Below are 15,084 nucleotides of genomic sequence, written 5' to 3'. Positions count from 1 at the left end.
TAGCCCAAAAGGAAAAGCACCGCCACGATGGGCGGTGCTTGACACATTACTTATCTTATTTACCTAATGCTGCTTTTGCTTGGTCGCAGATTGATGCGAAGGCATCGGCATCGTTGACTGCAAGGTCAGCAAGCATTTTACGGTTGATTTCAATGCCAGCTTGTTTTAAGCCGTTGATTAATTTGCTGTAGCTTAGGCCGTTAACGCGTGCTTGAGCGTTGATACGGGTAATCCATAGACGACGGAAGTCACGTTTTTTCTGACGACGGTCGCGGTAAGCGTACATATAAGATTTCATGACAGCTTGTTTAGCCATCTTATAATTTACGCTCTTAGATCCGTAATAACCTTTTGCTAATTTAATATATTTTTTACGTCTTTTACGACTAACTGTTCCACCTTTAACTCGAGCCATTCGAAATTCCTCCTTGTTTCTCTAGATTATTGCTTATTTGTAAGTATCTAACATTTGTTGGATACGTTTTTGGTCAGATTGATGAACCATTGCAGCTGGTTTGTGCTGACGACGTTGTTTCTTGGTCTTACCATGGAAACGGTGAGAGCGTTCTGAATGACTACGTTTTAACTTACCTGAAGCGGTAAATTTGAAGCGTTTAGCCGATGCGCGGTGTGTTTTTTGTTTAGGCATAATAATTTCCTCCCATTTTTGTTAATTGGATTATTTGTCTTCTGGCTTAGGTGCTAGCATGAGCTGCATAGACCGGCCTTCCATCTTAGGTTTTTGCTCAACAGTGGCGATATCGCTCATCTCGTCAGCAAAGCGTTCCAGTACTTCACGCCCTAAGTCCTTGTGTGTGATGGCACGACCTTTGAAGCGGATCGATACCTTCACCTTGTCACCCTTCTTGATGAACTTGCGGCCTTGGCGTAATTTCGTATTGAAATCATTGTCATCAATGGCTGGACTCAAACGGATTTCCTTCACTTGGATGGTCCGTTGGTTCTTGCGTTGTTCACGGGCCTTGCGTTGTTGTTGGTAACGGAACTTGCCGTAGTCCATGATCCGCGCAACCGGTGGCTTAGCACCTGGTGACACGAGAACGAGGTCAAGCTCGTATTCGCCGGCCTTATCAAGAGCGTCTTTCTTAGAAAGCACACCCAACTGTTCACCATCAGGATCAATCACGCGCATTTCGCGTGCCCGAATCGACCCATTGACGATGTTATCTTTTTCTTTTGCGATAATTATCCCCCTCCATAGTTCAAATTTGCATTCATCAGTCATTGAGATTTCAGCATAGAAAAAGCGACGAATCCATAAAAGTACCCGTCGCTGCTCGCACAAGGGTCGCCTTGTGCACTTGAATCTATCAACCCGAGGACGTCTTTGTCAACTCAGGTGAGAAACGGGTAGGTCTCTGCTTCTTGTCTCACCTAATCATGATATCATGTCCCCCTCCCTCGGTCAAGCATAAATTCGAAAAATATCACATCCCGATCATCTAAAAGTGGGAGGGATGTACAGTCATTCAACTTAAAAAGGCTAGGAACATTCTCCCAGCCTCATAAGCCTGCTATTTCGGTAATATCCAATAGGCTTGGCCTGATTCTTGGTTGATCTTTTCTACAGCATCTTTGACTTGGTCAGACTTGTAGGCTTGGGACACGGCCTTGACCCAGTCCTTATCCTTGTCTTCTTCTCGGACAACGAGTTGGAGCATGAATTCAGGGGCCACGTCTTCATAGGCCAGGGCAGTCTGGAAGTCGATACCAGCGTCGAATGCCCGAGAGCCCGGGATAGCAGCTATCGCTAAATCTGGTGTCGTCCGCGCAAGATTGGGAGAACTGATGACTTCGATCTTCACATGTTTAGGATTTTCTGTGATGTTTTCTACATTTAAGTTGGCCTTGTCAGCATTCGGATCTAACTTAATTATCCCTTCCTTCTCTAATAAGAGTAGGGCCCTAGACAGGTTGGATGGATCGTCCGGCACACCAACTTTGTCCCCTTCTTCCAAGCGATCGAGACTATCCTTCTGCCCAGGGAAGATAGCCATGGGAACAGTTGGCAGGGGCTGGATATTGGTCAACTGGGCATCTTTCTCCTCGTTAAAATTATTCATATAAAGGGTGTGTTGCTCAATATTGAGGTCAGCTGCCTTCTCTTCGAGGGCCACATCTGCTTCACGCAAGTCGGTGAATTCCACGGTTTCTACCTTATAGCCCTCTTCTTCGAGGATGGGTTTCACCACGTCAAGGAAAAGATCGCTGTAGGGCCCCGGCGAGGTGGCGAGACGGATATCCTGGCTATCCTCGGCGGCTGCCTGGTTCTCTGAGGACTGCTTAGAACCACAAGCTCCCAGCACCAAGAGAGCTAGGGCGGCTAGGATGATTGTTTTAACTTTATTCATACGAACACTCCTGTCTGCTTACTTTTTATAAGTTTGTACTCCTAGCTTAGCACATCCTCCCCGATTTGAGAACCGAAAGCTCCTTTCTACTGATAGTTCTTTGCCATCATTCCTGAACAAGCATGCTATAATGGAAGTAAAGCAAATGGAAAGGATGACGCAAACAGATGACAGCACGCTGCAGCTGGGCCACGACGCCCGAACTTATTGCCTACCACGACCAGATTTGGGGCAGACCGACTCAGGATGACCAGGCCCTCTTCAAAGCCCTGAGCCTGGAAATCATGCAAGGTGGCCTGTCCTGGGAGACCGTCCTTAAGAAGGCGGATGACTTCGATTCGGCCTATGATGGCTTCGACTACTGCAAGATCGCCCGCTATGACCGCTATAAATACCAAGGCCTGCTCCAAGACAGCCGGCTTATCCGCAACCGGCGCAAGATCCAGGCCATTATTCACAATGCCCAGGTCCTTCTTGACCGCTTGGAAGATGGCCAGACCTTCGCTGATTACCTCTGGGACCTGATCGATGACGCCAAAAAGCAAAGTGACTCCAATGACGCAATGAGTCAAAAGGTCCTCAAGGCGATGAAGAAGGACGGCTTCAGCTACATCGGCCCCACCACCATGACCGCCTTCCTCGAAGCCATCGGCGCCTTTAACCCCCACCAAGCAAACTGTGATTTGGCCTAATATTATAAGATTATTTCACTAATTGCATGGATGAGCCTTCGTTTCGTTTTGACTTTGGTCGTTAAAATGCCATGGCACCGGTTCGGGTCAAGGTCCCTCACCTAGCAAGACTCAAACGGCTAGTACGGCTAACGCCTACTAGCCGTAATTCGCTTTGCTTCCTTGTTCATGGCTAACGACCAAAGTCAAACTCCACTACTGCTCATAATCAAAAACCAATAAATTATTTTGAAGATTGCATACTAAAATTAATCAATCTCCAAAACAATATTAAAGCACGATTCCTCAAAGTAAGGCGCCGTGCTTTTTTGTGATATTTAATTATTAAAGTATTAAGCATTCAAGGGCCAACTTCAATAGCGGAACGGATGCTCATCTTACTGCTCCAAAATTAAGCCCACAATCTCATCGGCTGTGATGGTGCCGAAGTATTGGCTGAGGTCGAATTGCTTGAGCTGGTCGAGGAGGTCTTGGCGGCGGAGCGGGGTTCCAACCAGAGCGGATTCGATATCCGAAATCGGCTGGCTGCCGAAGAAGTCGCCGTAGATCTTGCAGTCCTTGATCCGGCCTTGTTCGATGGCCAGGCTGATGTCGAAGGTGCCGCCCTTGAAGTGTTCATTGCGGTTGTATTCGAACCGTGGGGAAGCGCCAAAGATCCAGTCCCAGTTGGCATATTTTTCTTCCATCATTTGATCAATAGCTGCCCAGTCTTCATCGGTCAGCTGGTATTTTTTGATTTGATCGTAGGAGTCAACGCCCGCTGTCTTCACCAGGATGAGTTCCAGGAACTCCTCGCTAGTTAGGTCCTTGTATTCAGGGTCTACATAGTCGCGCAAGTTCCCCACCCGGCTGCGGACCGACTTGATGCCTTTTGACTCGATCTTCTTCTGGTTGGGGCGGAGGGCGTTCACCATATTCTCCATATCCACGTCAAAGAGCAAGGAGTAGCCCCCGTAGACCCGGCCGTTCTTCATGGTCATGGCAGCCCCGGAGACCTTCTTACCGTCCACCATCAAGTCGTTGCGCCCACTCTTCTCGATCTGGTCCACCCCGATCTCACGGAGGATCTGCATCACGGGCTGGTACATCTTATCGAAATTGGAGAAGGCATTGGTGTCCTGACTGTCCATCAAGAAGCAAATATTAATCTCGCCCCGGTCCAGGTAAACCGTCCCGCCACCCGTATCCCGGCGGACCATCTGGATATCATTGGCCTCCACATAGTCCATATTGACTTCCTCCATGGCATTCTGGTAGCGGCCAATCTGGACAAAAGGATCGGTCATATAAGGAAAGAGAATGGGCTCATCCAAGAAGATATGGTTCTGGGCGTAGACCTGCATGGCCATGGCCACCGCCCCATTGTAGATCCACTCGCCATCGCGCTTCATTTCAATAATATACATCTTATCGATCACTTCTTTCGTCTAAATTCTCAAGGTCTGCTAGGAGTTGACGGATGTCGGCTTCCAGCCAGATGGTCTTGGGCCGGATAGCTGGTGGAATCCGGTAGTCCTTTAGGTTAACGGTTAGATAGAGGGCTTGAGGGAAGGCATCGGCCATGGCTTGGAAAGGATGTTTAATGACCTGGGGTGCCATATAGCCACAGCCCATCTCGAGGAGCAGGAGCTTCTTATCCTTGTTCTGGTCGAGGAAACGATCGTAGCGGGCCTTTTCCTCCTTGAAAGCTTCATCTTCCACCATCCAGTCCCAGTGGTTGCGCCGGTTGAGCTCCATCCGCTGGCCGCATTCGGGGCACTGGGGAATCAATTCTTCAGGCACCCGCATGTTTTCCTGGCGGTCCACCATTTCAAGGACCAGGTCATCAATCCGGTAGCGCTTGGGATGGCAGCCGTACATGCACTGCATGAGGATGTACTTGCCCTGGACGTCGAAGACCTTGTCGGGATCATAGTCTGCCTGTTCGAAGGCATTGTCAGCATTAGAGGTAATGATATGGTAGTTCCGCCCCTCCAAGGCCTGGCGCATCCGCACATAGGAGGCCCCCACACCCTGGTCCAAATAATTCAACTTGACAAAACGACTGAAAAAGGCCCAAGATTCCGCCTCGTCGGCAAAAGGAAAGACGCTAGCCTGGAACATATCTAACCAGCCATACTTGGCGATAAAGTCCGGGAAGGCTTCTTGGAAGCGCGGCCCCACATAAGTGAAACCATCTGCCGCCCCCATGCCAGCTCCGACGCCGACTAGAATCGCCTCTGCCTCATCCAAGGCCTCTCGCAAGAGCTCAGCCTGGGAAACCTGGTCTTGTCTCGCTAAAACTTGCCAATTTTGTGTCAAAATTGCCGCCTCCTTCTCTAACATACATCCCCTATTATAACGCATATGAGCGCTTTCTTCATGACTTTCTGCTTGTTCCTTATCTTAATCCAGCAAACTATCTTACGAGGAAGGAAAACTGGCAATAGTTACACAGCTGCTATTTTTGTCACTTGGAGGAACTGATACGGACATAACTATCATCCTTTTGTCACTTACAGGGTCTGATGCAGACACAACCACTACCTTTATGACCGTTACTGGACCAGATACGGACACTACCACTTCCCTTATGGCCGTTACGGGGCCGGATACGGTCACAACCACCTCCCTTATGGCCGTTACTAGCCCTTTGAAGCTCGCTAGCTGAGAGACCGGGGATCGATCCGTGGTGGTTAGCGGTCGGATCGTCAGCGACTTAGGGATACAATACAAGACGGCGCCAGCCATTCTTGATCCTCTTAAATTCAAGGGGCCAATTCAATAGCGCACCGCATGCCCACAGCACCAATCATCTATTATTTTTATAACGCAGAATTTTTTCACAATTCATTTCATGAGCAGGAGTGGAGCTTGAGTTTGATCGTTAGCCATGAAAAAGCAAAGTCAGGGTGTGAAGGCTAGCGGGAGAAATAGACCTCTGGAGCAAAGTCCTTTAGAAGACTGAAAGTCTTCTAAAGGACTTTGTGAAGAGGAGCTATTTCTGCTAGCCTAAACCCGACTAGAAGCGAATTATGGGGCGTAGGCATCAGCCGTACGCTCCGTTTGAGTCTCGTTAGGCGAGAGACCGAGGCTCGAGCCGTTGCCATGGCTCTTTAACGATCAAACTCAAGACGGAACGCATGCTCAAAAATACAGCTTATGAGAAAATCTAAAAAGCCCAGCCAAAGATCAGCTGGACTTCGTGTAAATCAATTATTCGTGGTTCTTAACAGCTTCTTGCAAGTTGGCGAAGAATTCTTGGAAGTCTTGGCTTTCAGTCTTCTTAGAGCCATAGCGGCGGACTGTCACTGACCCTTCTTCAATTTCCTTGTCACCAAAGACTAATTGGTATGGAATCTTATGGGTTTGGGCTTCGCGGATCTTGTAGCCCATCTTTTCATTGCGGTCATCAACCTTCACGCGGAAGCCTTTTGCCTTCATCTCTTCAGCAATCTTGTAGACATAGTCGGCATGCGCATCTTCGTTAACTGGGATCAAGACCGCTTGGGTTGGCGCTAACCAAGTTGGGAAGGCTCCCTTGTATTCTTCAATCAGGTAGGCAACGAAGCGTTCCATGGTTGAGATGACACCCCGGTGAATAACAACAGGACGGTGGGTATTTTGCCCATCTTCACCGACATAAGTGATATTGAAGCGTTCAGGCAAGAGGAAGTCCAATTGAACCGTGGACAGGGTTTCTTCAGTTCCCAAGGCGGTCTTAGTTTGAACGTCTAGCTTAGGTCCGTAGAAGGCCGCTTCCCCTTCTGCTTCGAAGTATTCTAGTCCCAAGTCGTCCATAGCTTCCTTCAGCATAGCCTGTGCCTTTTCCCACATTTCGTCGTCATCGAAGTATTTCTTCGTGTCATTAGGGTCGCGGTAGGAGAGGCGGAAGCGGTAGTCAGTGATGTGGAAGTCTTCATAAACTTCACGGATCAAGTGGAGGACCCGGGTGAATTCATCCTTTATTTGGTCTGGACGGACAAAGATGTGGGCGTCGTTCAAGGTCATTTCACGGACACGTTGGAGACCAGATAGGGAGCCAGATTTTTCATAGCGGTGCATCATCCCCAGTTCCGCGATCCGGATTGGAAGTTCACGGTAGGAGTGGATGTGGTTTTGGTAAACTTCCATATGGTGGGGGCAGTTCATCGGACGGAGGACTAATTGTTCGCCGTCGCCCATGTCCATTGGTGGGAACATGTCATCGCGGTAGTGGTCCCAGTGGCCGGACTTCTTGTAGAGGTCCACATTGGCCATGATTGGGGTATAGACATGTTCGTAGCCTTGCGCAACTTCCTTGTCGACAATGTAGCGTTCGAGAATACGGCGGATAGTTGCCCCTTCAGGTAACCAGAATGGCAGGCCTTGGCCAACTTCTGGTGATACGAGGAAGAGGTCGAGTTCCTTACCGACTTTGCGGTGGTCGCGTTCCTTGGCTTCTTCCCGACGTTTGAGGTCAGCTTTTAGGTCTTTTTCATTAAAGTAGGCGGTCCCGTAAACCCGTTGCATCATCGGACGGTCAGAATCCCCGCGCCAGTAAGCCCCAGCTAAAGAAAGCAACTGGAAGTGCTTGATATAGCCAGTTGATGGCACGTGGCCGCCGCGGCAAAGGTCAGTAAATTCCCCTTGGCTGTAGATGGTAATGGTTTCGTCTTCAGGCAGGTCGTGGATTAATTCCAGCTTGTAAGGATCTTCCTTGAAGATTTTCTTAGCTTCTTCCCGGCTCACTTCGCGGCCTTCGATTGGGAAATCTTCTTGGACAATTTTTTCCATTTCCGCTTGGATAGCTGGCAGGTCTTCTTCTTTGACTTGTTGGCCTTCGCCGTTGTCCGTGTCATAGTAGAAGCCATTCTCAATGGCAGGACCTACACCGAAGTGGATGTTTGGATAGATCCGGCGCAGGGCTTGGGCGAGCAAGTGGGCGCTAGAGTGGCGCAAGATTTCGAGAGCTTCCTCTTCATTGGACTTAGGATCAATTAATTCAATCGCTCCACCCTCTTGGATGGGTTCATCTAGGCCCTTTAATTGACCGTCTAACTTATAGGCCAAGACGCGTTTAGCCAGGCTGTTTGAGATAGATTTGGCAACTTCGCGGCCAGAAACACCGGCTTCAAATTCTTTGACTGCTCCATCTGGAAATGTAATTTGCATGGTTATCCTCCTTGTAAAATAAAAAAAGCCCTAACTGAAGTTTCCTTCAATTAGGGACGTCATCTTAATCAATACGTGGTTCCACCCAATTTTTGCCTATTTAGGCACTCGTTCATGACCGATATCGGGGTTCACCGTTCAACTTCAATCATTGAAAGCCTCCGGAGTGGTCGCCATCTCTGTTTGCGGATCTTCCACCAAACAATCCGTCTCTAGCATTCAAACAAAAACTTTGTCTCCATCACTGGCGCTTAACTAGTCTAACCCTATTAAAGCACTATTCAGATGAAAAAGCAAGTCAAGCTTTTCAAAAAAGTTAACTAGAGCTTACTCTACATATATCAGCTAACATTTGCCTTCAGCTATTCCGAGCGCAATTCGAAAGACCCAACCTGCATTCAGCAGTTCCGAGGTCAAAGTCAAGAGTGCAATTTGAATTCAACGGTTCTGAGTGCAAACCCAATCAGCTATTTAATGAAATCACTTATAAGCCGAAGCCAAATTTAGAGCCGCTAGGTGAGAATCCAAGGATCGACCCGATGCCATGCTTTAGCCGTTGGAGCGTTAGCGACTTACGGATAAAGTACAAGACGGCTTTAGCCAGTGTTGATCCTCTAAATATTTAACGATCAAATTCAAGAGCAGAACGAAAGCCCACTGCACAAGGTTATAAAGTCAAAATAAAAAGCTTGGGCTAGGAGCCCAAGCTTTGCTGGTGTTTCGTAATTATTGAACGCGTGAACCGTCTGAGTATTCACCGTCTTCGTGTGCACGACGACGTTCTTCAGCAGCTTTACGTTGTTCTTCGTTTTGTTTACGTTCCCATTCGCCACGAGTTACAACATCGTTAACGTTCATGTTAACTTCAACAACTTTTAATCCAGTCATCTTGTTAACATTGTCAGAGATTTTCTTGATTGCTGATTCGAAAGCAGCAGGAATGTCCTTGCCATATTCAGCAATAACTTCTAAGTCTAAAGCAACTTCTTTCTTACCTACTTCTGCGCTAACGCCTTTTGTTTCGTCTTCGCCGGAGCCTGAGAAGAAGCCTTTAATACCTGAAGTGAAGCCACCTTGTAATTCAAGGATTCCTTCAACGCCTTGTACTGAATAGTTCGCGATTTTTTCGAGAACCTTGTCAGCGAAAGTTAATTCATTTTCGTGTTGTACTTGGTTTTGTTCATTAGCTTTTTGTTCTGCCATGATTATCATCCTCCAAAAAATTTATTACAATTGCTTGTACTCTAATCATACTGATTTCTCAAATTTTTTCAAATAATATGCCTTCGAATTTTTATAAATTCTTGTCAAAATATTTACCAGCGTAAAAACCAGCTACCGCAAGGACGGCCACCAAAATAGCGGTCCCAATATTGCTTGCCAAACTGATGACAGTAAATAAGAAAGCTGCAGCGGTACAGATAATACGCCATCTATAGGCATACCATGACTCTGGTGGTTGTTTCATTGCAAGGCCTCCTCCTTTAACTATCTCACGCGTGGTGCATTCTGAGCTGCTTGAGCTTGAGCCGCGCGGGTATCAATTTGGTTGACTTTAACATTGACGGACCCTGGCTTGCCGCCGAGCTTACGGCCAACAGCTGCTTCCACCTGTTCTTGGACAGCTTTAGCAATGGTCGCAACGGGTGCGTCTTGGCTAACATCTACGGTAACTTCCAGCTTGGTGTCCCCTGGATGATTGCCCATCTTAGCTTCAGCTTGTGGGTGCTTGACCGCATCAACTGAGCGTGCAGCATGTGTCGCAGCTGCTTCTGCTACCGTGTGGTCAACCCTAACCTCACCATGCTCAGTGTCCACTTGCAACCAGGCCTTCTTCGAGGTGGCAAAGCAAGCATAGAGCAGGAAGATGAGCGCAATTACAGCTACTACAGCCAAGACAATAGCAACCGTGGTGCTGACTTCCGGAATGCCTAAGACATAATAGGCAACAAATTCCGTCAAGTAAGGAATCGGATACAGCACAGCGATAGCTGCAAGCAAGGCTAAGATTGCAATTAAAGCACCTAGAACTTGGATGAATTTAACAAATCCGTTCATAGGAAGGCTCCCCCCTATTCATATTCAATTTAAAAAATAACAAGTATCTCTTATATCCTTAGATTAGCCTTTATTTCCCCTAAATGCAAATTATATGACTTTTAATCCAGAAAAAATCCTAGCTATCCTTCAAAACAAAAAGTCTCCCAACTAGACCCTTGATCTAGCCTAGTTGAGAGACTTTTTGTCAGCTAAAATACACAATATTGTTCTTAATCATGGCGTCGGTTACGCCCACCGACTTCGATTTCTTCAGCGAGGAAGGCAATTCGTTCCATAATCCGCCCCGCCTTGACGTCCTCGATATCTCCAGAATTTGTCCGTGCTAGGTGGGTCTCCAATTCTTCAAAGTTAAAGTTAGAAGAAAAGAAGGTGGGTAGCTGTTCGTTCATCCGGTATTGGAGGATAACCCCCAGGATATCATCCCTGAGCCAGGCGGAATTGCTCTCAGCACCGATGTCATCGAGCATAAGGAGGGGCGCCTTCTGCAGGGCTTCCAGCTTGTCCTGGACAGTGTTACTAGCGATGCTCTGCTTGATCGATTGAGCAAACTGCGGGTAGTGGACCAGGGTCGTTTCATACCCCTTGTCCGCCAAATCATTGGCAATAGCCGCAAGGAGGAAGGTCTTCCCTACCCCGAAGGCCCCGTGGAAATAGAGGCCCTTGTGGAAGCGGTCGGGGGCCTTGAGATAGGCCGTGGTAAAGGTCAAAGCCCGGCTAGCCGCTTCCTGACGGGCAGGGTCATCGACATCGAATTGGTCGAAATTTGCTTCACGCAGAGACTTGGGCAGGTCCACCAGGGTAATCCGGCGGTCGCGCTTGAGCTCCGCTTGCTTGGCCAAATAATCCTCATTAGCCACATATTGGACATCAATATAGTTCACATTCATCTGCAATTGGGGGTGGAAATTAGGGATCTTGGGCTCATAGCCCGCTTGGATTCGCTTCTTTTCTTGGACGAATTCATAGATCTTAGACAAGCTACGCTGGATCATGGCCTCATCCACCTGGTCCTGGTGCTGGTTGATAAAGGCTTGGACGTCGGGATCGCTGAGGGCCTCTGTTTGAATTTCCTTAAGTCTTTCTTTGTAGTCCTTTTGCTCTAGGATTTTTTTGATTTCTGGTCCGATATTTTGCATCTTAACGATCCTCCTTGTGCCTTTGGGCGATTAGGTCGCGCAAGTTTTGAGACTGGTCCGTCCTTTGCTGGTTCGTCTGGTCAGCTGGCTTGGACGCCTCTTCGCCAGCTTTAAACCACTTGGGCTTGACCTCTTCGCGGCCTGGGCGTTTTTGATAATTTCTCTTTTGATAGCGGGCTTGGCGTTTCTGCTGCATACGTTTGATCTTGGCTTGTTTTTGGTGGTCGAGCCGGCCGCGTAGGTAGAGCAAGGCCGATTCGGGTGAGTCCACCTTGTGCTGGCTCCAATCATCTGCCGTGGCTTCTAACAAGGGGCGGCTCAAGCGGTCCTTGCCGTCTTCCACTAGGTAATAGTGAATCATAACATTAAGAGTAGCCGGATTGAGAATGCCCATCTGGAGGATGTCTCCAATGGCCTGGGTCTCATTCTTGGTCAAAAAGCCCCCCTGCTGGTCCTTGATCGACTTGGCAAAAGGCACCGAGGGGTAATTGCGCAGGGTCGCTGTAAAAGCCAGATCTTCATCACTCAAGCCTTGTTCTTTCCAGAGCTTCTGAGCTTCTTCCTGGGCCTGGGCTTGGACTTCCTGGAATTCCTGACTGCGTTCCTTGAGCGGGGCCTTGTTATCGGCTTCAGCCTGGGCCAGGGCAATAGCCTGGTACTTGTCCAGATCAATCTTATTTTCCTTGATATCACAGGCTTCTAGGGCCATACGCTGGAGGCTGACCTCATCGTAGCCAAAAATCTCGTGGAGGGTCTGGGTCATATCGATCACTTCTTTAGTCAGCGCCTTCTCCCCCACAAAGCTACCCTGGAGGAGCTCCTTGAAGGCCTGGAGATCGAACTTAGAGTCCTGGCTCAGGTCAAAATGCTTGTCTCCTTCATTGGTACGGACCAAGTGTTCCCGGGTCTCCTGACTGACCGGGTAGATAGCCTGGGGCAAGCGGTAGACATCACGGAAGGAAGCCGTCACGTCCCGCCAGTCCGCCTGCTCCAAAGCCTGGTAGGGCTGCCAGGAAAAGCGATCAACCAAGCGGTGAAAGCGGTCTTCACCCACATAATAAATGAGCAAGGACGACATCAGTGAATCGGTAAAGAATTTATCCGCCGGCAAGGGTGCTAACAAGTCATAGCGGGTCTGGACCTGTTTGTCGGGATTCTGGTTGTGGAAGACTTGGACCAAGCCCAGGGCCTCCAGCCGCTGCCTAGCCCGGATATACTCTTCCTTGCCCATCACCAATTGCTCCATCAAGTCCGAGTGCCGGAGAATCGAGGAGTGCCAGGCCCCGACTTCAATCTGGGCACGCAAGCTCTGGTAGAGGGCCGCACTCTCCGCCCCCAGCATAGGCTGGTAGAGGTGAAGAAAAACAGCCATATCATTTTCCGAAAGCCATTCTTTCTGGTAGATGATAAGGCCGCTCTGTGGTTCTAAACTTTCCCATGGGATAAAGGCCAAATTAACACTCCCTTCTAGTCTGTGTCTCCATCCAAGTCGAGGTTCTGCTGGCCCTCAACCTGCTTGCGCTGCAGTTGGCGGAGGGATTCAATCTCTTCTAAGAAGACAGTCGGGTCTTCAAAACGGCGGTAGACACTCGCATAACGGATATAGGCCACTTCATCAATAGCAGGCAGGCGGTCCATGACCATCTCCCCAATATCCTGGGAGGAAACCTCATCATGGGGCCGGGCCCGCAATTCAGACTCAATCTCTGACACTAAGCGCTTCAAGTCCTCCAAGGCAACGGGCCGTTTCTCACAAGACCGGACCATGCCGCGCAGTAATTTCTCCCGCGAGAATTCCTGGCGGTTACCGTCGCGCTTAATCACTAGCAGTGGTGGCTGTTCCACCCGCTCAAAGGTGGTAAAGCGGTAGTCGCAGGCCAAACAAGCCCGGCGACGGCGGATAGCACTCCCTTCCTCGGTGGGACGGCTATCCACCACTTTGGTATTATCATGATGGCATTTTGGGCATTGCATAAGATTCTCACCTATTTCTTTACAAGAAGGACGTTTTCATGCCTATTATAGCATAAGCACAGCTATTCAGCGACAGGATTTGGGCTAAAACCGCTGATTCCTAGCCAAGCATCTACTTGTTGGTAGGTATAGGACAGGTCCCTACCGTTATCGATTAGAATATCCGCCCACTCTGCCTTGCGTTCGATAGAAATCTGGGAACATATCCGCTGGAAGGCCTCCCCTTCACTGAGCTGGTCGCGGGCCATCAAGCGTTCCAATTGAACCGACTCGGAACAGTAGACCACCATCACCTGGTCACAGTCTGCCTGGTAGCCTTCTTCATAGAGCAAGGGAATGTCAAGAACAACTAAGTCGTGCCCTGCAGCATCATAGGCTTGGGCCTCTTGGATGATCCACTGACGGATATGGGGTTGAAGAAGCTGGTTCAGCTCTTGGCGGGCCCGGTCATCCGCAAAAATGAGCTGGCCTAATTTTTTTCGGTTAATGGTCTGGTTGGGAAAGATATAGTCCTCCCCAAAATGTTCCCGGATGGCTTCCAGTCCTGGCTGGCCGGGTTCAACCACAGCCCGGCTCCCCAAATCGGCATCGATAATGGGATAGCCTAGGGACTGGAAGTGCTTGCTGACCGAGCTCTTGCCCGTTGCAATGGATCCGGTTAATCCTAAATGAAATGTCATCTTATCTCCTTTCCTTCTTTAAGACTTGGCAGCGTGGACAAAAAGTTGTCCCCCTCTGACCGACCTTGATCTTCTTCATCGGGGTCTGACAGCGGGGACAGGGCAGCCCTGCCCGTCCGTAAGCATTGAGGGTCTGTTGGAAGCCCCCACTGTGGCCCAGGGCATCAGTATAAGAACGAATCGTCGTCCCACCCTTGGCCATGGCCTCCCCAATCACTTCCTCAGCATAATGGACTAAGCGGTTGGACTTCAGCCTAGACACCGTATTTGCCGGCTGCTCAGGGTGGAGACGGGCCCGGTAGAGAATTTCGTCGGCATAGATATTGCCAATCCCTGCCACCACATGTTGGTCCAGGAGCACCAGCTTAATGGCCAACTTCCGCCGCTGGAGCTGCTGGTAAAAAGTATCGGCATCCAAATTCCAAGGTTCCGGTCCCAAGTTAAGCCGGGCTAATTCATCGTCCATCTCTGCCTTGGGAAATAGCCGGATGCGGCCAAACTTGCGAACATCATGGTAGAGGAGGTCGCGGCCATCATCGAGCTGGAGAACGAGGTGGGTGTGCTTATCTACGGCCTGGTCGCTGGGCAGGACCAGCCACTTGCCTTCCATCCGCAAATGGCTGATCCAAGCCCAATCGCCCCAGTCAAAGATTAAATACTTGCCCCGGCGTCCTAAGCCCTCGAGGCGCAGTCCCGGCATAATGGCTTCAAATTCTTCAGGGCTGGGCCGGTCAATTATCTTGGGCCAGCTTAAGCTAAGCCCGGTCACCCTAGCCCCTAGCACTAAGTCTTCCAAACCCTGGCGGACCCGGTCCACTTCAGGTAATTCTGGCATCTTTCATCCTCCCTTCATCTGAAAGCGAAAAGCCTGGCCGCAAAGCTGTCCGCGGCCAAGCATTATCTATATCTTAATACTTTTAAATACAAATTTGCAGTGGTTGGCGCAATAATCGATAGATCTGCTAATGATGAGCAAAAGCGGAACGGATGCTCACCTGCAGCCTCTATATGAGCCTACGATTAGCTATTAAGCGAC

The 15,084-nt window shown here is 49.2% G+C and carries 16 protein-coding genes; 1 reads left to right on the top strand and 15 read right to left on the bottom strand.

The features are described from left to right. Window positions 1-55: 55 nt before the first annotated feature. From rplT to QP339_RS05115, 4 genes are all read right to left on the bottom strand, one after another. Entirely contained in the window at window positions 56-415 is a 360-nt protein-coding gene (gene rplT / locus QP339_RS05130) for a 50S ribosomal protein L20 (RefSeq protein ID WP_284910663.1), read from the bottom strand. A 33-nt stretch (window positions 416-448) separates the two neighbouring features. Further along, window positions 449-649 carry a 50S ribosomal protein L35 gene (rpmI, locus tag QP339_RS05125; protein ID WP_067975318.1) on the bottom strand — a complete coding sequence of 67 codons (201 nt, stop codon included), beginning with the start codon at window positions 647-649 and terminating at the stop codon, window positions 449-451. Window positions 650-679: 30 nt separating this feature from the next. Next, the gene (gene infC / locus QP339_RS05120; protein ID WP_502869654.1) at window positions 680-1,246 is read right to left on the bottom strand and encodes a translation initiation factor IF-3; all 567 of its coding nucleotides are present in this window, start codon (window positions 1,244-1,246) and stop codon (window positions 680-682) included. Window positions 1,247-1,535: 289 nt separating this feature from the next. Beyond that, window positions 1,536-2,372, bottom strand: coding sequence for a MetQ/NlpA family ABC transporter substrate-binding protein (locus QP339_RS05115; protein ID WP_284910662.1), 837 nt, complete (start codon window positions 2,370-2,372; stop codon window positions 1,536-1,538). 167 nt (window positions 2,373-2,539) lie between these two features. On the opposite strand from QP339_RS05115, the gene QP339_RS05110 reads away from it, so the two are divergent. Next, a complete protein-coding gene (locus tag QP339_RS05110; RefSeq protein ID WP_284910661.1) occupies window positions 2,540-3,064 on the top strand; it encodes a DNA-3-methyladenine glycosylase I in 525 nt (174 codons plus the stop codon). A gap of 377 nt (window positions 3,065-3,441) precedes the next feature. On the opposite strand, the gene lplA is transcribed toward QP339_RS05110, so the two are convergent. From lplA to mutM, 11 genes are all read right to left on the bottom strand, one after another. Next, window positions 3,442-4,470, bottom strand: a complete 1,029-nt coding sequence (lplA, locus tag QP339_RS05105) for a lipoate--protein ligase (protein ID WP_284910660.1) — start codon at window positions 4,468-4,470, stop codon at window positions 3,442-3,444. 1 nt (window position 4,471) lies between these two features. Further along, a complete protein-coding gene (locus tag QP339_RS05100) occupies window positions 4,472-5,365 on the bottom strand; it encodes an SIR2 family NAD-dependent protein deacylase (RefSeq protein WP_284910659.1) in 894 nt (297 codons plus the stop codon). Window positions 5,366-6,259: 894 nt separating this feature from the next. Beyond that, the gene (thrS, locus tag QP339_RS05095) at window positions 6,260-8,197 is read right to left on the bottom strand and encodes a threonine--tRNA ligase (RefSeq protein ID WP_284910658.1); all 1,938 of its coding nucleotides are present in this window, start codon (window positions 8,195-8,197) and stop codon (window positions 6,260-6,262) included. Between the two features lie 726 nt (window positions 8,198-8,923). Continuing rightward, window positions 8,924-9,400 carry an Asp23/Gls24 family envelope stress response protein gene (locus tag QP339_RS05090; protein ID WP_070430420.1) on the bottom strand — a complete coding sequence of 159 codons (477 nt, stop codon included), beginning with the start codon at window positions 9,398-9,400 and terminating at the stop codon, window positions 8,924-8,926. A gap of 91 nt (window positions 9,401-9,491) precedes the next feature. Then, the gene (locus QP339_RS05085; RefSeq protein WP_083272369.1) at window positions 9,492-9,665 is read right to left on the bottom strand and encodes a DUF2273 domain-containing protein; all 174 of its coding nucleotides are present in this window, start codon (window positions 9,663-9,665) and stop codon (window positions 9,492-9,494) included. A 20-nt stretch (window positions 9,666-9,685) separates the two neighbouring features. After that, a complete protein-coding gene (gene amaP, locus QP339_RS05080; protein ID WP_284910657.1) occupies window positions 9,686-10,255 on the bottom strand; it encodes an alkaline shock response membrane anchor protein AmaP in 570 nt (189 codons plus the stop codon). 212 nt (window positions 10,256-10,467) lie between these two features. Next, the gene (gene dnaI / locus QP339_RS05075; RefSeq protein ID WP_284910656.1) at window positions 10,468-11,394 is read right to left on the bottom strand and encodes a primosomal protein DnaI; all 927 of its coding nucleotides are present in this window, start codon (window positions 11,392-11,394) and stop codon (window positions 10,468-10,470) included. Window position 11,395: 1 nt separating this feature from the next. Further along, complete coding sequence (locus QP339_RS05070; protein WP_284910655.1) at window positions 11,396-12,847, bottom strand: DnaD domain protein; 1,452 nt, start codon at window positions 12,845-12,847, stop codon at window positions 11,396-11,398. Between the two features lie 14 nt (window positions 12,848-12,861). Then, window positions 12,862-13,368: a transcriptional regulator NrdR gene (gene nrdR / locus QP339_RS05065; RefSeq protein WP_067975287.1), complete on the bottom strand. Its 507-nt coding sequence runs from the start codon at window positions 13,366-13,368 to the stop codon at window positions 12,862-12,864. 62 nt (window positions 13,369-13,430) lie between these two features. Further along, window positions 13,431-14,048 (bottom strand): dephospho-CoA kinase, encoded by a 618-nt coding sequence (gene coaE / locus QP339_RS05060; protein ID WP_284910654.1) that lies wholly within the window; start codon window positions 14,046-14,048, stop codon window positions 13,431-13,433. A 1-nt stretch (window position 14,049) separates the two neighbouring features. Beyond that, window positions 14,050-14,883, bottom strand: a complete 834-nt coding sequence (mutM, locus tag QP339_RS05055) for a bifunctional DNA-formamidopyrimidine glycosylase/DNA-(apurinic or apyrimidinic site) lyase (protein ID WP_284910653.1) — start codon at window positions 14,881-14,883, stop codon at window positions 14,050-14,052. Window positions 14,884-15,084: the final 201 nt, after the last annotated feature.

The organism is Aerococcus sp. UMB7834 (assembly GCF_030215145.1).
Lineage (GTDB): Bacteria > Bacillota > Bacilli > Lactobacillales > Aerococcaceae > Aerococcus.
Note: the sequence above shows the minus strand (reverse complement) of the source record. Positions and strands in the feature narration are given on the sequence as shown.